This is a genomic window from Stenotrophomonas sp. YJH_SMC_133 (assembly GCF_059370655.1).
This window is the reverse complement of record NZ_JCAFTW010000008.1, coordinates 128,113-146,885: the sequence shown is the minus strand read 5'-3', so window position 1 is coordinate 146,885 and position 18,773 is coordinate 128,113. Positions and strand designations below refer to the sequence as shown.

Here is an 18,773-nt window from a genome sequence, read left to right as displayed (position 1 = left end):
GGTTTACATCCGTAATCGAGGCAACGATTACGCGCGTAATCGAATCGTCTGTCAAGCCCCTCGACTCCAGGTTCATCCCGGCTGCGCCAGCATCGATGCCTCCCGCTCCAGGCCCCGGATGAAAGCGCTGCCCAAGAAGGATTTCCCGGTCGAGCAGGCCCGCCGCTTCCTCGAACCTGGCCCGATCGTGCTGGTCAGTACCGCCTGGCGTGGCCAGCGCAACCTGATGACGCTGGGCTGGCACATGGTGATGGGTTTCTCGCCGTCATTGGTCGCCACCTACCTGTGGGACGCGAACCACAGCCACGCGCTGGCCCGTGGCAGCGGCGAGTGCGTGATCAATGTGCCGGGGGTGGAACTGCTCGACACCGTGGTGGACATCGGCAACTGCAGCGGCCGCGAGGTCGACAAGTTCGCCCGTTTCGAGCTCGATGCGCTGCCCGCGCGCGAGGTCGGCGCGCCGCTGGTCGGCCAATGTCATTCGTGCTTCGAATGCCGACTCTACGACGACAGCCAGGTGCAATCGAGCAACCTGTTCATCTGGGAGATCGTGCGCGCCCACGTCGCGCCCCGGCCGAAACTGCCGCGCACGGTGCATTACCGGGGCGATGGCCAGTTCATGGTGTCCGGCGCCGAAGTCTCGCGTCGACGGCGGTTCAAGCCCGACATGCTGTAATGCCAGCACTCCCCCACACGCAGGACCGCCGCGCATGACCGAACACCTCACCGACCTGGACGCCGCCGTCGACTGGTTGTTTGCGCGCGTGGACGGGCCGCTGCGGATCGGGGCACCGCTGGCACTGGGCAAGCCGCATCGGCTGCTCAATGCCCTTTATGCACGCGTCGAGCACGATCCATCGCGACCGCTGCAGCTGTATACCGCGCTGTCGCTGAACCCGCCGAAGGCGCGCGGCAACGGCCTGGAAGCGCGCTTCATGGCGCCGTTCGCGCAGCGCCATTTCGGCGACGATTTCCCGCGCCTGGCCTATGCCGATGCGATCGCGCGCGATGCGCTGCCGGCACATGTGCAGGTGGAAGAGTTCTACATGCAGTCCGGCGCCCTGCTCGGTTCGCGGCAGGCGCAATCCAGCTATACCAGCCTGAACTACACCCACGCCGCCGATGCGGTCGCGCAGCGCGCGCCGCAGGTGATCGTGCAGAAGGTGGCGATGCGACCGAACGATCGCCGGCTTTCGCTGTCGTGCAACAACGACATCACCCAGGACACGCTGGATGCGATGACCGCGCGCGGGCTGCCGCGCCCGTTGCTGATCGCCGAGATCGATCCGCAGCTGCCTTACATGGGCGGCTCGGCCACGGTCGATGTGTCGTTCTTCGATCTGGTGATCACCCCGCCGCCGCCGTACCCGGCGCTGTTCGGGCTGCCGCGGCAGCCGGTGGGCGATGCCGACTACGCCATCGGCCTGTACGCCAGCACGCTGGTGCGTGATGGCGGCACCCTGCAGATCGGCATCGGCACGCTGGCCGACGCGCTCAGCCATGCGCTGGTGCTGCGCCACACCGACAACGCGCGCTACCGCCGCGTGCTGCATGCGTTGGATCCACAGCTGGCCAGCCACCCGCTGGTGCAGGAGATCGGCGGACTGGATCCGTTCGAGGTGGGCCTGTACGGCTGCAGCGAGATGCTCAACGAAGGCTTCCGCCGGCTTGTGCAGACCGGGGTGATCAAGCGCAAGGTGCACGACGACCTGGCGCTGATGCAGCGCATCGAGAACGGCAGCACGCTGTCCATCGACCACGCCACCCTGGCGGCCGAGGGCGAGTACCTGCACGGCGCGTTCTACCTGGGCTCGCCGGAGTTCTACGAGTGGCTGCGCACGCTGCCGGAAGACGAATGTCGTGCGATCGGCATGCGCCGCATCAGCGAAATCAACCAGCTGTATGGCGGCAACGAGACGCTGGAGCGCCTGCAACGCCGCCATGCGCGCTTCTTCAACTCCTGCATGATGGCCACTGCACTGGGCGCGGCCGTGTCGGATGCGCTGGACGACGGACGTGTGGTGTCCGGCGTGGGTGGCCAGTACAACTTCGTGGCGATGGCACATGCCCTGCCGGAAGCGCGCAGCGTCTTGATGTTCCGCGCGGCGCGCGATGACAAGGGCCAGCGCGAATCCAACGTGCGCTGGAACTACGGGCACACCACCATCCCGCGCCACCTGCGCGACATCTACCTCAACGAATACGGCATCGCCGATCTGCGCGGCCTGACCGACGAGGACTGCGTGCATGCGATGACGGCGATCACCGAAGCCCCGTTCCAGAGCGGCCTGCTGCAGCAGGCACAGGCCTCGCACAAGCTGTTGGCGGCGTCCCAGCCCGACCCGGAGCGCCAGCAGCGCAACACGCCACAGGCGCTGGCGGCGGCGCTGGCACCGTTCCGTGCCGACGGCAGCCTGCCGGACTATCCGCTGGGCAGCGACTTCAACGAGATCGAGCAGGTGCTGGTGAAGGCGCTGGGTTGGCTGAAGGCCAACACGCAGACCCGCGGCGACAAGCTGCGCACGGTCTGGGCGGCTCTGCGGCAACCGGCCGGCGACGGCGATGCGGTGTACCTGCAGCGCATGGGTCTACAGGCCCCGAAGGACTTCGCCGAGCGCCTGGACGCGCGACTGCTGCGGCTGGCGCTGGCGCGTACCGCCTGAGAAAAGGGGACGGAGGGGATTAAGTCGCATGTGCACAAACGACTTAATCCCCTCCGTCCCCTTTTTCCTGCGGCAAAGAAAAGGCCGGCGTGCGCCGGCCTTTCCTCATTACGCCGCGAAGCTGTTTACAGCGACTTGGCCGCTTCCACCACGTGGGCAGTGGTGATGCCGAAGTGCTTGTACAGCTGGTCGGCCGGGGCCGAGGCACCGAAGGTGTCGATACCGATCACGGCACCGTCCAGGCCGACGAACTGGCGCCAGAAACCGGTGACGCCGGCTTCCACCGCCACGCGCTTGCGCACGGCGTTCGGCAGCACCGATTCACGGTAGGCCGCATCCTGGCGCAGGAACACGTCGGTGGACGGCATCGAGACCACGCGGGTCTTGAGGCCGGCCGCGTCCAGCTGGGCCTTGGCTTCGGTGGCCAGCGAGACTTCCGAACCGGTGGCGATCAGGATCACGTCCGGGGTACCAGCAGCATCGGCCAGCACGTAGCCACCGCGCTCGATCTGGGCGATCTGCTCGGCGTTGCGCGGCTGGTGCGGCAGGTTCTGGCGGCTGAACACCAGGCAGCTCGGGCCGTCCTGGCGGGTGATCGCAGCCTTCCAGCTCACCGCCGACTCGACCGCATCGCACGGACGCCACACGTCGTTGTTCGGGATGTAGCGCAGCGAGGCCAGGTGCTCCACCGGCTGGTGGGTCGGACCATCTTCGCCCAGGCCGATCGAGTCGTGGGTGTAGACGTGGATGGCGTGGGCCGGGATCAGCGCGCTCATGCGCACGCCGTTGCGGGCGTAGTCGCTGAACACCAGGAAGGTGGCGTCGAACGGAATGAAGCCACCGTGCAGGGCCAGGCCGTTGGCAATGGCGGTCATGCCGAACTCGCGCACGCCGTAGTACACGTAGTTGGCGTTGGCGTCGTCGCTGGCGACCGACTTGCTGCCCTTCCACAGGGTCAGGTTGGAGTGCGCCAGGTCGGCCGAGCCGCCGACGATTTCCGGCAGCAGCGGGGCGTAGGCTTCGATGGCCAGCTGCGACGCCTTGCGCGAGGCGATCGTCGGGCCTTCGGCGGCCACCTGGGCGATGTAGGCATCGGCCTTGGCAACGAAGTCGGCCGGCAGTTCGCCATGCGAGCGGCGGGTCAGTTCGGCCGCTTCAGCCGGGTACTGGCTGGCGTACTTGTCGAACAGCTGTTCCCATTCGGCCTGGCGCAGCGTGCCGGCGCCGTTGGCGCGCCAGCCGTCGTAGATCGCCTGCGGGATCTCGAACGGACCGTATTCCCAGCCCAGCTGCTTGCGGGTGGCTTCCAGTTCGTCCTTGCCCAGCGGTGCGCCGTGGCTGGATTCCTTGCCCGCCTTGTTCGGCGAACCAAAGCCAATGGTGGTGCGGCAGCAGATCAGGGTCGGCTTGTCGCTCTGCGACAGCGCGGCCTCGATGCCGGCCTTGATGCTCTCCGGGTCATGGCCATCGACATCGCGCACCACGTTCCAGCCATAAGCCTCGAAACGCTCCGGGGTGTTGTCGGTGAACCAGCCTTCGACGTTGCCGTCGATGGAGATGTGGTTGTTGTCCCAGAAGCAGACCAGCTTGTGCAGGCCCCAGGTACCGGCCAGCGAAGCGGCTTCATGCGACACACCTTCCATCAGGCAGCCATCGCCCATGAACACCCAGGTGCGGTGGTCGACCACTTCCAGCTCCGGGCGGTTGAAGCGCTGTGCCAGCAGCTTCTCGGCCAGGGCGAAGCCCACGGCATTGGCGAAACCCTGGCCCAGCGGGCCGGTGGTGGTTTCCACGCCCGGGGTCTCGTGGCGTTCCGGGTGACCGGCGGTGTGGCTACCCAGCTGGCGGAACAGCTTCAGCTGCTCGATCGGCAGGTCGTAACCGCTCAGGTGCAGCAGCGCGTACTGCAGCATCGAACCGTGGCCGTTGGACAGCACGAAACGGTCGCGGTTGAACCAGTGCGGGTTGCTCGGGTTATGGCGGAGGTAGTCGTTCCAGAGGACTTCGGCGATGTCGGCCATGCCCATGGGCATGCCGGGATGGCCGGACTTTGCGGTTTCAACCGCATCGGCGGCAAGGAAGCGGATGGCGTTGGCCAACTGGCGACGGGTAGGCTGCGTCATGGTTCTGTCGGAATCGGGAGGCGGCCGCGGACGTGCGGGCGGCCTATTGTCCCATAGTCGCCGGGCGGGGGGTCGGTTCAGCTTGCCCGGTCGTGCCGGCCGCTGGCCGGCAACGTCGTCATCTCCCCCGGATTCCGCATGTGAAGCGGGGTCGGAGCCCTTTCCTTGCGGAAAGGAATCCGACCCCGATCAGGTCGCCAGCAGTGGCGTTGGACTCAGTCCTGCTGCGGGCCCAGCGCCGGGCCGTCGTGCGATTCGCCCTTGGCCACCAGGGTGGTCAGGGCCAGGTCGCCGGTCACGTTCAGCGCCGTACGGCACATGTCCAGGAAGTGGTTCACGCCCAGGATCAGGCCAATGCCCAGCGGGTTCACGCCCACCATCGCACAGATCATCGCCACCACCGGCAGCGAGCCCGACGGCACGCCGGCGGTGCCGATGCCACCGAGGATGCAGACCGCCATCACCATGATCTGCTGGCCGATGCTCAGGTCCACGCCGAAGAACTGGGCCAGGAAGATCACCGTCACGCCCTCGAACAGCGCGGTGCCGTTCTGGTTGGCGGTGGCGCCCACGGTCAGCACGAAGCGCGACACGCGCTGCGGCAGGCCCATCTGGTCGGCCACGCGCAGCGCGGTCGGCAGGGTGGCGTTGCTGGAGGCGGTGGAGAACGCCATCACCGTCGCTTCCTGGGTATCGCGGAAGAACGACAGCGGCGAACGGCCGGACAGCCAAACGGCGGTACCGTAGGTCACGATCATGTGCAGGCCGAGTGCCAGCACCACCACGCCCACGTAGGCACCGAGGCGGATGATCAGCTCGAAGCCGAACAGCGCGGCCAGGTTGAACATGAAGCAGGCCACCGCATACGGGGCCAGGCGGATGACCAGGTTGATCAGGGTCATCGAGATTTCGAACACGCCCTCGATTGCGCGGCGCAGCGGGGCCACCTTCTCGTTGTCGGTCAGCACCATGCCGATGCCGAACATCAGCGCGAAGAACATCAGCGACAGGATCGCACCGTTGTCGGACGCGGCCTGCAGCACGTTGCTCGGCACGATCGACAGCAGCATGTCCATGCCCTTCGGCGTGCCATGGATGCCAGCAACGATTTCCTTGCTGCGCTCGGCGTTCTCCGAGAGCATCATCGCGGCGACCTGCGGATCGACGCCGGCACCCGGCTTGAGCAGGTTGACCAGCACCAGGCCGATGCCCACGGCAATGCCGGACAGCAGCACGGTATACGCCAGGGTCTTCCAGCCGATGCGGCCAAGGGCGCGGATGTCGCCCATCTCCGACACGCCCATGATCAGCGCCGAGAAGATCAGCGGCACGATCAGCATGAAGATCAGGTTGAGGAACAGGCCCGACGCCGGGGTGGTGATGTAGTCCATTACCCACTTGGCACCGGCCTGCAGACCATCGACGCTGCCGCCCAGGGCGTGCACGATCAGTCCCAGGATCAGGCCGATCGCAAAGCCGATGCCCATCTTCCAATGCAGGGGCAACTTCTTCTTGTCGGCAGCAGCTGCTGTCATGCGCGGGTTTCCTCGAAAAATGAATGCACTCTAACAAAGCGCGCAAGCGGCGCCGGTTCAGGTTCGCCGCGTTGGATACAGCGGCGCCAGGCCAGTGTCAGCGGCGCCGGTAGCCGCCGACCAGTGCGGTCCGTCACGGAAGACCTCGCGCAGACGCGCGCGCAGCGATGCCAGGTCGCCCTGCCCGCCCCAGCGTGCCTGCTGCAGGTCCTGCAGCACCTGGCGCTGGCCAGGGTCATCCAACCGCGCGATGACCTGCTCGATGCGCTCAACCCCGGCCATCGCGCACAGCTGCGCTTCCACCTGATCGAAGCCTTCGCCATCCAGCGTGCGGCGCAGTTCGGTCAGGCCGGCACGTCCGCGCGTCACAGTCGGCACAGAGGGCTTGCCGGCTGCAGGCGTCGCCGCACGCGGTCGGCGGCCTCGCTGCCAGCCCCACAACAGGGTCAGCAGCCACAGCAGCGCCAGTCCGATGGCCGCGCCCATCCACGGCCACGGGCGTTCGGCCAGGCCGCTGGCGCGCGGATCGGACGCGGCGATGCGGCTGTCCTGGCCATCGCCACCCGGCAGCGCAGCATCGGTGTCGATCGGCGGCAGCGGCGCAGGTGAAGCACTGCCACCGCCACTGCCGGCTGCGACAGCCAGTGTCAGGTCCGGCAGCTTCGCTTCCTGCGCCTTGCCTGCGCGCACATCCCACCACGGCAGGCGCGGCCCCGGCACCACCAGCGAGCCTGGCTGGCGCGGCACGATCGAATAGCGGCGGGTGATCTTCAGCCGCGGCGTGCTGCCATTGAACGATTCTTCGTACTGCGCAGGTTCGGCGAATACCTGCGCATGGGTGCCCAGATCCGGCACCGGCAGGTCGGTGAACTGTGCACGGGTTGCCCCTTCGGCAATCGCCTCGACCACCACAGTGGCGGCCTCACCGGTACGGGCGCTGGTCGGCGCACTGGTGTAGCGCAGCTGGAGGCTCTGCAGCGGAAGCCATGGCTGCGGCGCCTGTGCCGGTTGCGTCTGTACCTGCAGCGTGCGATCGGCGCCGGTGGCATTCATGCGGCCGTCGCCGCCGCCGAAGAAGTCGTCGAAGAAGCCACCGGCACTGCGCCCACTGAAACGCGCACCGGCCAGCCGAAGTGCACCGCTGCGCTCGGGGATCAGCAGGAAGCGGCGCTCGACCACGTTGTAGCGGCGGCCGTTGACCTGCCGCACATCGGTGCGGTCATCGCCTACCCGCTGCAGCGACGCACCTGCCGGTGTATCCAGCACCAGTTCGCCAGAGGCCAGCTGAGAGGCGAAGAACAGCCTCACCACCACGCCTACGCTCTGCTGCACATACGGCGTTTCGTCATCGACAACGGTTTCGATGAATGCCGCCGCATTGCTGTCGGGGCCGGCCACGGCAGCGGCATCCACCTGCAGGGTCAGCGGCGCGGTACGGACGCTGCCCACCTGCAGGCCCGGCACCACCAGTGCACCACTACGCCGTGGCGTCAGCGCTACGCCATACAGGTTGCGCTGCTGCATGCTGCCGTTGCTCCACTCCACCTGGCGGCTGCTGGTCTGCCCGCTGAGGTCGAAGTCGGTACGCAACGGTGTGAAGTCAGGGGCACCCTGGTCGCTCTCGACATTGAGCGTGACCGTGTCGCCCATCGCGATGCGGTCGCGGTCCAGCCACGCGCGCGGCTGCGCCCAGGCCAGCAGCGGCAGCCACAGCAGCAGCGCCGCCAGTACCTGTCGGGGCCAGTGCCCGTGCATGTTGATCGCCCGCGTCATCGCCCTTCCCTCTTCCTGCGTTCATTTTCCAGCTGGAACTTGGCCCGCAGCAATGCGCCCGGATCATCCGGCACGCGCCGCATCCACGCCTCCACCGCCTGTTGCTCCTCGCGTTGGCGCGGAGTAGTGCCGTCACTGCCTGGCACGGGTTTGCCATCCTGTCCGCCCTTGCCCTCACGTGCCTGCTGCATCGCCTGCTGCATGCGCTGGCGCTGCTGCTCATCAGCCTGGGCCTGCGCCTTGGCATCCTCCACCTGTGGTGGCGCCTGCTGTCCATCTCGGCCACGCTCGCCGGGCTGAGGCGCCGACTGCGCGTCGTCGTCACCCGCCTTGGGCTGCCCCTGCTGGCCCTGCTGAGATGGTGGCTGACCCTGTCCTGGATCCTTCTGGCCCTGCTGCGGTTGCTGGCCCTGCGGGTTCCGCTGGCCCTGTGAATTGTTCTGCTGCTTCTGCTGCCCGTTCTGCTGCGGTTTCTGCTGGTCCTGGCCCTGCCCCCCCGACTGCTTGCGCTTGCGTGCGGCATCAACCACGGCACGGTTGGCGACCGCATCGGCCATGCCGGGATGCAGCGCCAGCGCGCGGTCGTAGGCGGCGATGGCTTCGTCGTAGCTGCCCTGGCGCGCCAGCGTGTTGGCCAGGTTGTACCAGCCCGCATCACTGTCGATGCCCTCGAACTGCTTGCGCGCAGTGGCGAAGTCGCCCGCGCGATAGGCCTGCACGCCGTCGGCCAGGCGCTGGTGCTGCAACTGGTCGGCGCGCTTCCACAGCGTGCCCTGCGATGGCGGCGAAGCGGGCGCTGGAGCTGCCTGCGCCTGCACATCCCCCATCCATGGCAGCAGGCCCACCGCCAGTACTGCGGCCAGCAGCGCGCGGCGTCTGAAGGCGAGCAGCGCCAGCAGCATCACCGGTGGCAGCAGCCAGAATCCTTCATCGCGCCATTGCCTGCCCTCGCCGGGCCGCTGCGCCGCAGTACCTTCGCGTGCATCAAGCACACCCAGTGCGCGCAGGTCACTGCCATCGGCGGTGATGCGCGCATAGCGACCGCCACCTGCCGTGGCCACCGCACGCAGGCGACCTTCGTCCAGCGCAGCCTGACGGATCTGTCCGCTGTCGTCACGATACGCCGCACCCGCCGGTGTACCGAGCCCCAGCACCGACACCTGCAGGCCGAGACCACGTGCCTGCGCGGCCGCCAATGCAGCTTCACCATCGGCTTGATCGGTGACCAGCAGGATCTGTCCCTGCGGTGCAGCGATCTGCCGCATCAGCCGCGTGGCCCAGTCGATGCCACGGTCGGCACGCTGGCCATCACGCGGCATCACATCCGGCGACAAGGCATCCAGATACAGCGCGACGTTGCTGCCGTCATCGGTCAGCGGCGCGACGGTGTAGGCATCTTCGGCGTACACCACCAGCCCCACCTGCCCACCCTTGCGTGCGCGCAGGAGCTCGCCGACCTTGGCCCTTGCCTGCAGCAGGCGCGACGGTGGCAGGTCGGTGGCAGTGATGCGGCTGGACAGATCCAGCACGATCAGCAGCGGTGCGCTGGGCTGGAACATCGGCTGTGCCTGCTGCCGCCAGCTCGGCCCCGCCATCGCCAGTGCTGCCAGCGTCCAACCCAGCAGCACTGCCAATGGCAGCCGCACGCGACGGCGAGCACCGGCGGCCAGCAGATGCGGCAACAGGTGCGCATCCACCGCCTGCCGCCACGCATCGCTGCGCCGCTGCCGGTACAGCGCCACGGCGAGAATCACCGGCAAGGCCAGCAAGGCCCACAGCCATTCCGGGCGCAGGAAGTGCAGTGCATTCCAGTCGGGAAGATGGGATGCCAACGCGATCATCGACGGCGCTCCGGCCACACCCATGCCAATGCCCCCAGCAGCAAGGCCAGGCCCAATGGCCACGCATAGCGCTCCTCGCGCGGGCGCAGGCTCGGCCCCTTCGCAGCGATCGGCTCCAGACGATCCAGTTCGGCGTAGATGCCGGCCAGCTGCGCGGTATCGCGTGCACGGAAGAACTGGCCACCGGTCAGGCTGGCAATCTTCTTCAACGTGGCCTCGTCGACCGGGTCCTGGTCAGCGGAAATCGGAATACCGAGGAAGCGCATGCTGCCATCGCCACCGAACGCGACGGTGTGGATGCGCACCCCTTCAGCTTGCGCGACTTCGGCCGCACGCAGCGGTTCCAGCACGCCGGCATTGCTGACGCCGTCGGTCAGCAGGATCAGTACACGTTGCCCTTCCGGCTGGCTGCGCAGGCGCTTCACCGCCAGGCCGATGGCATCACCGATGGCCGTCTCGCGCCCGGCCAGGCCGACCACGCTGTCGCGCAGCTGGTCGCGCACGCTGGCCAGGTCCGCAGTGAGTGGCGTGAGCGTATAAGCGCGGTCCCCGAAGATCAGCAGGCCGATGCGATCGCCGGCACGACGATCCAGGAAATCGGCCAGCACGGCCTTGGCTGCGGTGAGGCGATCCACCGCCTGCCCCCCCAGCACCATGTCGCCCTCGCCCATGCTGCCGGACACGTCCATGGCCAGCATCATCTGCCTGCCCTGCTGCGGTGGCGTGATCGCTTCGCCCAGCTGTTGCGGGCGAGCCAGTGCGACGCACAGCGCGCACCAGCCCAGCCACAACAGCAGCGTACGCAGCCACGAAACATCAACGCGGCCGCCACCGGCCAGCGCTTCCAGTTCCGTCGCCGCATAGGGCACGCGCAGCGCAGCGCCGGGATCGGCACGACGCTTCCACCAGCGCATCAGCAGTGGCAGCGGCAACGCCAGCAGGGCCAGCGGCCACGCCAGCTGCAGGTCAGGCCACGGCCAGTAACTCGCCAGCAGGTTCATCGGCGGCGCTCCAGCAGCATCGCCAGGTAGCGCTCGCGCGCCCAGCTACGCACGGCCGCCACTTCGCTGGCGTCCACGCGGGGACGATAGGCACCTTCGGCCAGCAGGCTGCGACGCGCATCCGGCAACGTGCCCTTCGGATCCACGCGCTGCCACCAGGCATCGTCACGCAGGGATTCACTGCCGGGCTGTGCCTGTCGCGCGGCGCGACGCAGCAGGCCGGCGATCGCCGCCAGTTCCGCGGTGGCATCGGCGGTGGTGGCCAGCTCCTGGTCGAACGCCTGCAACCAGCGTTGGCGACGACGGCGGCGCTGCCACCACAGCAGGGCCAGCGCCAGGATCACCAGCAACACCGCGCCACCGACCATCAGATAGCCGGGGGCCGGCGGCCACCACGACGGTGCCGGCGGCAACTGCACATCGCGCAGCGGAAGGTTGGCGCTCATGCCGGCACCTCGGTTACCGGTGGTGCCAACCAGGCGTCGCTGGGCGCATCGGTGGACAACACCTGCACGTCAACGCGGCGTGCGCCGAGCTGGCGGCGCAGCGCCTGCAGTGGTTCGACGAAGTGCGCCTGCCAGTGCGCCTGCACCTCGCTGCGACGCAGGTCGAGGCCAATGCGCTGCTGCGCGGTCTGGAACTGCAGGGCCGCCGAGGGCGGTTGCAGCTCGAGGGGATCGACCAGCAGCACCAGGCTGAGGTCATGGTGCTGGGCCAGCGCGCTCCAGCGCACGACGGGAATCCGCGCGGCCTGCTGCGGATCGGCCAGCACCAGCATGCGCGCCCCGGGGCGCAGCACGCGGGCGGCATGGTCCAGCGCGCGTTCCAGGCCGAGATCGTCGGCGGGTGGCTGTGTGTACCAGCGGGTGAGTGCGTCGAGCACACGCAGTACACCACGCGGCCCACCCGCAGGTGCAATCGGCGCTTCGCGGTCACTGCCGCGCAGGGCACCCACGCGGTCACCGCGACGCTGCGCCGACCACGCGGCGACGGCGCCCGCGCGTGCCGCCTGCACCGACTTGAATCGCACGCGGGTGCCGAAATACAGCGCCGGCGACGTATCGGCCACGATCAGGCTGACCCGCTCGCGTTCGGCCTGGAAAAGCTTGGTATGGGCACGGCCGGTCCGCGCGGTCACGCGCCAGTCGATATGCCGTGCATCATCACCGGCCACGTACTCGCGTGACTCGGCGTACTCCATGCCACGCCCACGCAGCGGCGACGGCGCCTGCCCGGCGTTGCCGGCACGGCCACGGCGTGGCGGCGGCGGCCGCTGTGCCAGCCGGCGCAGGGCTACCAGTTCGGACAGGTGCGGGCGCAGTCCGTCGCCATCACTGACGGTGGATGCGGCTTCCAGGGATGGATCGGTCATGCGCGGGCTCAGGGTGCCGGCACCCGGGCCAGCAGCTCCTGCACCAGGCGTTCGCCATCCCAGCCTTCGGCGGTGGCTTCGTAGCTGGGCAGCACGCGATGGCGCAGCACGTCGGCGGCAACCGCACGCACATCGTCGGGGGTGACGAAGTCACGGCCGGCCAACCAGGCGCGTGCACGGGCGCAGCGTTCCAACGCAATGGAACCACGCGGGCTTGCGCCCCAGGCGATGCGGCGCCCGAGGCCGGCGTCATAGCGCGACGGATCACGCGAGGCCAGCACAAGTTCGACCAGGTAGCGCTCCAGCGCCGGCGCCATGTGCAGGTCCAGCACTTCGCGGCGGGCATCGAACACATCCTGCATCGGCAGCTTCTCCGGTGCGGGTGCCGCCTCGCCCAGGGCGCCACGGGCACGCTCGCGGGCGAGCCGCAGGATCTCCGATTCGGCGGCCTGGTCCGGATAGCCGATGCGTACGTGCATCAGGAAACGGTCCAGCTGCGCTTCCGGCAGCGGGAAGGTACCTTCCTGCTCGATCGGGTTCTGCGTGGCCATCACCAGGAACAGCGGCGGCAACGCATAGGTGTGGCGGCCAACCGTGACCTGGCGCTCGCCCATGGCCTCCAGCAGCGCCGACTGCACCTTGGCCGGCGCACGGTTGATCTCGTCGGCCAGCAGGATCGGGTGGAAGATCGGGCCAGGTACGAATTCGAAGCGCCCTTCCTGCGGGCGCCAGATCTCGGTGCCGGTCAGGTCGGCCGGCAGCAGGTCGGGGGTGAACTGCACGCGGGCGAAATCCGCCTCCAGGCGCGAGGCCAGTGCGCGGATGGCCGTGGTCTTGGCCAGTCCCGGGGCGCCCTCCACCAGCAGGTGCCCGTCGGCCAGCAATGCGATCAACAGGCGTTCGACCAAAGCCGCCTGGCCGACGATTTCGGCCGACAGCGCGTCGCGCAACTGGTTGAAGGCGCCATGCAGGCGGGAGGCGGCCGGCGCGGGCGGCGGCGAGACGGTTTCGGGCATCGGCGGTGGCAGGTTCATGGGGGCCTTTGACCGGCGCGGGACGGCACGGGTTCCCCACATCATCGCAGGGTGCCCTGCGATTGGCATCAAGAACGGCTGAACGGGCCTCTCCTCCACGCATGGCGTGGATCTACCGGATCATCCGCGGATTACGTCCGGCATGAACGAAGAAGGGCCGCACATGGCGGCCCTTCTTCGTGTCGCGGGTGCGCTGGCTCAGTTCTGCCTGGCTACGCGCAGCACCTTCGGGGTGACGAACACCAGCAGCTCGGCCTTGTCCTTGCTGCGGCCACGCTTCTTGAACAGGTTGCCCAGGAACGGTACATCGCCCAGGAACGGAACCTTGCTGATGCTGTTGCGGTCGGTGAACTCGTACACACCACCGATGACCACGGTCTGCCCGTCCTCGACCAGCACTGCGGTGTTCACTTCGCGGCGGTTGATCGACGGCACGGTGCCATAGCCTTCCAGCTGGATCAGCCGGTCCACTTCATCCTTCTTCACCTGCATGTTGAGGAACACGCGGTTGTCGTTGGTGATAGTCGGGGTGACCTTCAGTTCCAGCACCACTTCCTTGAACTGCACGTTCGGCGTAGCGACACCGCCCGCACCGGCGCTGATGGTCACATAGCCGATTTCCTTACCCTGCTTGATCAGGGCCTCGCGCTGGTTGGTGGTGACCACGCGCGGGTTGGAGATCACTTCACCACGCGACTCCTCCTGCATGGCCGACAGCTCGACGTCCAGCAGGTAGCCGGCATTGAGGATCGACAGCGCAAGCGAGCCTGCCGGGTTGGTGGACGCCGCCGGCATGGCCCAGTTCAGGCCACGGGTGATTGCCGAGCCGACCGGCACCGGCGCCGGGCCCGTACTGCCACCGGCCAGCCAGTCGCGGTAGGCCTTGGCGTTGGTCGCATTGGCTTCGACCTGCGACTTGCGGGTTGCCTCGTTGGCTTCCAGATTGCCGCTGAAGTAGGCGTTGTCGCGGCTGCCACTGATGCCGAACCGCGCGCCCAGCTCACGCGCGAACGTATCGGTGGCGATCACGATGCGGCTTTCGATCAGCACCTGGTCGACCGGGCGGTCGATCACGTTGATCAGCTCACGCATGCGCGCGATCTTCTTCGGAATGTCGCTGATCATCAGCGTGTTGGTGCGCTCGTCGGCAACGATGCGGCCACGGCCGGACAGGAAGCCACTCTCCTCCTGCGACGACCCACCACCACCGCCACCTGCGCCACCACCGCCACCACCGCCGATGCCCTTGGCTTCGGTCAGGGCTTTGAAGATCTGGGTGGCGCTGTGGTAGTTGATCTGGACGTAATCGGTCACCAGGTCTTCGCGGTTCTCGATGGCGATGCGCGCGTCTTCCTTCTCCTGCTCGAACTTGGCCAGCTCGGCCTGCGGGCCGACCCAGATCACGCTGCCATCGCGTCGCTTGTCCAGGCCCTTGGCACGCAGCACGATGTCCAGTGCCTGGTCCCACGGCACGTTGACCAGGCGCAGGGTCACATTGCCCTGCACCGAGTCGGAGGCCACCACGTTGAGGTTGGACTCTTCGGCGATCAACTGCAGCACGGTGCGCACTGGCACGTCCTGGAAATTGAAGGTCACCGGCTTGCCGGTGAAGCCACGCTGGCCGACGGCCTTTGCGGCCTGGGTGACGCTGCCGGCGGTCACTGCACCGACGGCGGCCGGAGCCTGCCGCGCGCTGATCTCCACCACGTATTCGTTGCCGCTCTGGTAGGCCAGTGACTCCACCGCACCGCCGGTGCTCAGCACCAGCTGGGTGCCGGCGCCGGACGGCTTGGCGTCGATGCGCTGCACCGGCGTGGCGAAGTCGACGACGTTCAACGGCTTCTGCAGGTTGGCCGGCAGGCGGGCATTGCCCACGTCGACCACCACGCTGTTGCCCTGCGTGCGCAGGTCCGGGATCGCGCCCTGGCCGTCAAACTGCACGATCAGGCGGCCCGCGCCATCATCGCCGCGCTTGAAATCGATCTTGGCCACCGACAGGCCGGCCGGTGCCGCGGCCGGTGCGACGGTGGTGCCCACCGGCTTCTCCGCCGGTGCGGCGGCCAGCGCCGGAGCGCAGGCCAGCATCAGCGCGACTCCCAACGCGCTGACACGGTTCAAGGTAGAGCGCCGGTTGGGACGCAGCCCCTTGGCTTGGTGAAAGGTCATCGTGCTATCCCCAGTAAACGATCATTGATCTTCAAGCGAGAGCGTTGCCGGCCGTTCCAGCCAGCCACCCGCGCCATCCGGCACCAGTTCGATCAGCTCCACACGGTCTTCGAAGACCGCAGTGACCCGCCCGTCGCTCTGCCCCAGGTAACCGCCCGGGCGCACCCGGTAGGTCACCTTGTCCGGTCCCATCACCAGTGCGACGGTGCCGCCGCCGGTGCCGATGGTACCGACCATGTCCAGTGCGTCCAGCGGGAAGCCCTCCAGAGGCTCCTTGCGCCGGTTCGGATCCGGCCGCAATCCGCCATTCCCCTGCGGATTGGTCCAGGCATCGGTGAACGGATCACGCAGGCCCTGCGCGGAGTATTCGAAGGTCTCGAACTGCTGCATCACAGGCAACGGTTCCAGCGGCTGCGCCGGCCGGGCACGTTCGCCTTCCACCCACTTCTCGAGATTCGGCGCATCGCCCGGCGTGCTGGTCACGCCACGGCCGCAGGCGGCCAGCAGCAACACGGCAGCGGCCATCCCGCAGCGTGCAAAGAAGGAACGGATCACTTGCTGCCCTCCTTGCCGGCTTCAGCCTTCTGCTGTTCCTGCACCTCGGTTTCGTCGAGATACCGGTAGGTCTTGACCGTGCCGGACAATTCCAGCGCACCGGCACGCGAACCACCGCCAGCCTTGTCCGCCGGCTTCAGGTTGATGTCGTGCATGGTCAGGATCACCACGCGCGGCAGCGAGGCCACGCCACTGACGAACGCACCGAACTGGTGGTAGCTGCCCACCATCTTCAGCTTGATCGGCTTCTCGGCGTAGAACTCCTTGACCTGCTCCTGTTCCGGTTCGAACAGCTGGCTGGTCAGGCCGCTGGACAGCGCGGTCTGCGAAATGTCGATGATCAGGTCCGGCATTTCGGTCTTGCTGGGCAGCTGCCGCAGCATCTGCTGCAGGACCTGCTCCATCTGCGCCAGCTGCTGCTTCAGCGGCCCCAGGTTCACCGCGCGTTCCTGCTGCTTGGAGAACTCGGTACGCAGATCGCTTTCCTTCGATTCCAGGCTGGCCAGTTCATCGCGCTTGCCGCTGATCAGCAGCATCCATGCAACGAACATGATGACCAGGGCCAGCAACGTACAGAAAACGATCTTGGCCTTCTGCGGCCAGTTGCCGATGTCGTTGAAATCCAGGTTCTTCAGATCGATTTTCTGGCTCATGCGCGACCCCCCTGCAGCGGGGCGTAAGAGGCCTGCGGCGGCTGCGCCAGGCGGCTGCCCTCAGGCCTGGCGGCCGGTGCCGGTGCGGCGGGCTGGTTCGGCTTGGCCGGTGCAGGTGCAGGCGCCGGCGCAGTAGCCGGAGCGCTGGCGGGCGCTGCTGCCGGGGCCGCCGCCGGTTGGGCCGGGGCCGGTGCTGTTGCAGCAGCCGGGGCCGCGGCATCGGGGCCGGCGGCAAGCGGCGCCACGGCAGGCGTCGCAGCCGGCGTGGTCGCCACGCTGCCATCGGCGTTCAAACCGGGGGTGCCGGTCTCTTCACTCTGCGCAGGCAGCTTCACCGTGACCTTGAACATGTACGGCAGTGCCTTGATGTCCGATACCGGGCCGGCTGCACTCTTGTCTCCGGCGCTGGCCTGGATGATCGACAGCTCCGGGTTGGTCATCCAGCCGGAGGTTTCCAGGTTGCGCATGTAAGCCGACACGCGGGCATTGGACTGGGTGCGTCCCTCGAGGGTGAGCATGTCCCCCTCCTGCTGCAGGGCGGTCAGCACCACGCCGTCGGGAATCGTGCGCACCAACGCGTCGAACAGGTGGACCATCTGCGAGCGCTTGGCCTGCAGTTCCTCGATCACCTTCTTGCGGGCCAGCAGGCGGTCCTTCTGCGCATCGAGGCGATCGATCTCCTTGTTCTGTTCCTTGACCTTCTCGATCTCGGCTTCCAGATAGGCATTGCGGTCCATCTGGCCGCTCACCTGCCGGTCGTAATAGAACCAGATCAGCAGCGACAGCAGCAGGCCACCGATTGCGGCCATGCCCAGCATTGCGTAGAACTCGCGCTGGCGTTGCTTGCGCCGCTCGGCGCGCCAGGGCAATAGATTGATGCGTGCCATCAGTCGAAGCTCCTCAGCGCCAGACCGGTGGCGATCATCAGCGCGGGGGCATCCTGGGCCAGCGCATGTGCGTTCACCTTCGGGCCCAGGGTCATCTGTGCCAGCGGGTTGGCGACCACGGTCGGCACGCCCAGCTGTTCCTCGACCATTTCCGGCAGCCCGCCCAGCACGGCGCAGCCGCCGGCCAGCACGATGTGATCAACGCGGTTGAACTCACTGCCTGCATAGAAGAACTGCAGCAGGCGGCTGATCTGCTGGACCGTGGCTTCCTTGAACGGCTCCAGCACTTCCATCTCGTAGCTTTCCGGCAGCCCGCCCTGACGCTTGGCCAGGCCGGCCTCCTCGTAGCTCAGGCCGTAACGGCGCATGATCTCGTCGGTCAGCTGCTTGCCACCGAACACCTGTTCGCGGCTGTACAGGCTGCGGCCGCCGCGCAGGACGTTGAGGGTGGTCATGGTGGCGCCGATATCGACCAGCGCGACCACGCCGTCGATGGACACCGGCAGCTCGCTGGCGACCAGTGCGTAGGCGTTCTCGACCGCGAAGGCCTCCACGTCCATCACCTTGGCCTGCAGGCCACCCAGTTCCAGGGCCGACTGGCGCAGTTCCACGTTCTCCGAACGCGACGCGGCCAGCAGCACCTGGACCATCTCCGGGTTGTTCGGGATCGCCCCGATCACCTCGAAGTCCAGGTTCACTTCCTCGATCGGGTACGGAATGTAGTTGACCGCTTCCAGCTCGATCTGGGCTTCCATGTCGTTCTCGTCGAGCTCGGCCGGCATCGGGATCACCTTGGTGATCACCGCCGACCCGGCGACGGCGGCAGCGGCCAGCTTGGCCTTGCTGCCTGAACGGTTCATCGCACGGCGGATGGCCTCACCCACGGCCTCCACTTCCACGATGTTCTTCTCTACCACCGCATTCGGCGGAAGAGGTTCCACAGCGTAATGTTCCACACGGAAACGATTGCCGCTGCGGGACAGCTGCAAAAGCTTTACCGCAGTCGAACTGATGTCGACGCCTACAAGCGGCGACTGACTTTTTGGGATGAGCCCCACGGTTTCTCCCCTGCCGACGGGCACTTGGACGCAAGACCTGCGCCCGAGCATTAATAACGTATTCTTAGCAAATGGCAACGGCCCTGCTGTGAAGTTCCTCACGGATTCACGA

The 18,773-nt window shown here is 67.4% G+C and carries 15 protein-coding genes; 2 read left to right on the top strand and 13 right to left on the bottom strand.

Going from position 1 to position 18,773, the window contains the following annotated elements:
- Positions 1 to 118: 118 nt before the first annotated feature.
- Together AC5P78_RS13230 and AC5P78_RS13225 are read left to right on the top strand one after the other, a co-directional pair.
- Positions 119 to 676, top strand: coding sequence for a flavin reductase family protein (locus AC5P78_RS13230; RefSeq protein ID WP_049406605.1), 558 nt, complete (start codon positions 119 to 121; stop codon positions 674 to 676).
- A gap of 34 nt (positions 677 to 710) precedes the next feature.
- Positions 711 to 2,663: an acetyl-CoA hydrolase/transferase C-terminal domain-containing protein gene (locus AC5P78_RS13225; protein ID WP_049396140.1), complete on the top strand. Its 1,953-nt coding sequence runs from the start codon at positions 711 to 713 to the stop codon at positions 2,661 to 2,663.
- A gap of 125 nt (positions 2,664 to 2,788) precedes the next feature.
- Here AC5P78_RS13225 and tkt read toward each other — a convergent pair whose 3' ends face one another.
- The 13 genes from tkt to AC5P78_RS13160 form a co-directional block, all read right to left on the bottom strand.
- Positions 2,789 to 4,786, bottom strand: coding sequence for a transketolase (gene tkt / locus AC5P78_RS13220; RefSeq protein ID WP_005410847.1), 1,998 nt, complete (start codon positions 4,784 to 4,786; stop codon positions 2,789 to 2,791).
- A gap of 215 nt (positions 4,787 to 5,001) precedes the next feature.
- Positions 5,002 to 6,321 (bottom strand): dicarboxylate/amino acid:cation symporter, encoded by a 1,320-nt coding sequence (locus AC5P78_RS13215; RefSeq protein ID WP_005410848.1) that lies wholly within the window; start codon positions 6,319 to 6,321, stop codon positions 5,002 to 5,004.
- Positions 6,322 to 6,378: 57 nt separating this feature from the next.
- Positions 6,379 to 8,094: a BatD family protein gene (locus AC5P78_RS13210; RefSeq protein WP_012481138.1), complete on the bottom strand. Its 1,716-nt coding sequence runs from the start codon at positions 8,092 to 8,094 to the stop codon at positions 6,379 to 6,381.
- On the bottom strand, positions 8,091 to 9,935 hold the full coding sequence (locus AC5P78_RS13205) for a VWA domain-containing protein (protein ID WP_111197664.1): 1,845 nt from the start codon (positions 9,933 to 9,935) through the stop codon (positions 8,091 to 8,093). The genes AC5P78_RS13210 and AC5P78_RS13205 overlap by 4 nt, the downstream gene beginning before the upstream one ends.
- The gene (locus AC5P78_RS13200; protein WP_005410851.1) at positions 9,932 to 10,936 is read right to left on the bottom strand and encodes a vWA domain-containing protein; all 1,005 of its coding nucleotides are present in this window, start codon (positions 10,934 to 10,936) and stop codon (positions 9,932 to 9,934) included. Before AC5P78_RS13200 ends, AC5P78_RS13205 begins: the two co-directional genes overlap by 4 nt.
- Complete coding sequence (locus AC5P78_RS13195; RefSeq protein ID WP_012481140.1) at positions 10,933 to 11,382, bottom strand: DUF4381 family protein; 450 nt, start codon at positions 11,380 to 11,382, stop codon at positions 10,933 to 10,935. Before AC5P78_RS13195 ends, AC5P78_RS13200 begins: the two co-directional genes overlap by 4 nt.
- Positions 11,379 to 12,308, bottom strand: a complete 930-nt coding sequence (locus AC5P78_RS13190; protein ID WP_005414346.1) for a DUF58 domain-containing protein — start codon at positions 12,306 to 12,308, stop codon at positions 11,379 to 11,381. Before AC5P78_RS13190 ends, AC5P78_RS13195 begins: the two co-directional genes overlap by 4 nt.
- Positions 12,309 to 12,316: 8 nt before the next feature.
- Positions 12,317 to 13,342: an AAA family ATPase gene (locus AC5P78_RS13185; RefSeq protein ID WP_005410854.1), complete on the bottom strand. Its 1,026-nt coding sequence runs from the start codon at positions 13,340 to 13,342 to the stop codon at positions 12,317 to 12,319.
- 198 nt (positions 13,343 to 13,540) lie between these two features.
- Entirely contained in the window at positions 13,541 to 15,508 is a 1,968-nt protein-coding gene (locus AC5P78_RS13180) for a type IV pilus secretin PilQ (RefSeq protein ID WP_005410855.1), read from the bottom strand.
- A gap of 21 nt (positions 15,509 to 15,529) precedes the next feature.
- Positions 15,530 to 16,033 carry a pilus assembly protein PilP gene (locus AC5P78_RS13175; RefSeq protein WP_044571441.1) on the bottom strand — a complete coding sequence of 168 codons (504 nt, stop codon included), beginning with the start codon at positions 16,031 to 16,033 and terminating at the stop codon, positions 15,530 to 15,532.
- Between the two features lie 26 nt (positions 16,034 to 16,059).
- Positions 16,060 to 16,716 (bottom strand): type IV pilus inner membrane component PilO, encoded by a 657-nt coding sequence (locus tag AC5P78_RS13170; RefSeq protein WP_099484113.1) that lies wholly within the window; start codon positions 16,714 to 16,716, stop codon positions 16,060 to 16,062.
- The gene (locus AC5P78_RS13165) at positions 16,713 to 17,603 is read right to left on the bottom strand and encodes a PilN domain-containing protein (RefSeq protein ID WP_012481141.1); all 891 of its coding nucleotides are present in this window, start codon (positions 17,601 to 17,603) and stop codon (positions 16,713 to 16,715) included. The genes AC5P78_RS13170 and AC5P78_RS13165 overlap by 4 nt, the downstream gene beginning before the upstream one ends.
- Positions 17,603 to 18,661 (bottom strand): pilus assembly protein PilM, encoded by a 1,059-nt coding sequence (locus AC5P78_RS13160; protein WP_005410860.1) that lies wholly within the window; start codon positions 18,659 to 18,661, stop codon positions 17,603 to 17,605. The genes AC5P78_RS13165 and AC5P78_RS13160 overlap by 1 nt, the downstream gene beginning before the upstream one ends.
- Positions 18,662 to 18,773 lie beyond the last annotated feature (112 nt).

What these genes read in the sequence shown, in the direction of transcription:
- AC5P78_RS13230 (WP_049406605.1), top strand. Translation starts at nt 119, where the DNA reads ATGAAAGCGCTGCCCAAGAAGGATTTCCCGGTCGAGCAGGCCCGCCGC.
- AC5P78_RS13225 (WP_049396140.1), top strand. Translation starts at nt 711, where the DNA reads ATGACCGAACACCTCACCGACCTGGACGCCGCCGTCGACTGGTTGTTT.
- tkt (WP_005410847.1), bottom strand. Translation starts at nt 4,786, where the DNA reads ATGACGCAGCCTACCCGTCGCCAGTTGGCCAACGCCATCCGCTTCCTT.
- AC5P78_RS13215 (WP_005410848.1), bottom strand. Translation starts at nt 6,321, where the DNA reads ATGACAGCAGCTGCTGCCGACAAGAAGAAGTTGCCCCTGCATTGGAAG.
- AC5P78_RS13210 (WP_012481138.1), bottom strand. Translation starts at nt 8,094, where the DNA reads ATGACGCGGGCGATCAACATGCACGGGCACTGGCCCCGACAGGTACTG.
- AC5P78_RS13205 (WP_111197664.1), bottom strand. Translation starts at nt 9,935, where the DNA reads ATGATCGCGTTGGCATCCCATCTTCCCGACTGGAATGCACTGCACTTC.
- AC5P78_RS13200 (WP_005410851.1), bottom strand. Translation starts at nt 10,936, where the DNA reads ATGAACCTGCTGGCGAGTTACTGGCCGTGGCCTGACCTGCAGCTGGCG.
- AC5P78_RS13195 (WP_012481140.1), bottom strand. Translation starts at nt 11,382, where the DNA reads ATGAGCGCCAACCTTCCGCTGCGCGATGTGCAGTTGCCGCCGGCACCG.
- AC5P78_RS13190 (WP_005414346.1), bottom strand. Translation starts at nt 12,308, where the DNA reads ATGACCGATCCATCCCTGGAAGCCGCATCCACCGTCAGTGATGGCGAC.
- AC5P78_RS13185 (WP_005410854.1), bottom strand. Translation starts at nt 13,342, where the DNA reads ATGAACCTGCCACCGCCGATGCCCGAAACCGTCTCGCCGCCGCCCGCG.
- AC5P78_RS13180 (WP_005410855.1), bottom strand. Translation starts at nt 15,508, where the DNA reads ATGACCTTTCACCAAGCCAAGGGGCTGCGTCCCAACCGGCGCTCTACC.
- AC5P78_RS13175 (WP_044571441.1), bottom strand. Translation starts at nt 16,033, where the DNA reads ATGGCCGCTGCCGTGTTGCTGCTGGCCGCCTGCGGCCGTGGCGTGACC.
- AC5P78_RS13170 (WP_099484113.1), bottom strand. Translation starts at nt 16,716, where the DNA reads ATGAGCCAGAAAATCGATCTGAAGAACCTGGATTTCAACGACATCGGC.
- AC5P78_RS13165 (WP_012481141.1), bottom strand. Translation starts at nt 17,603, where the DNA reads ATGGCACGCATCAATCTATTGCCCTGGCGCGCCGAGCGGCGCAAGCAA.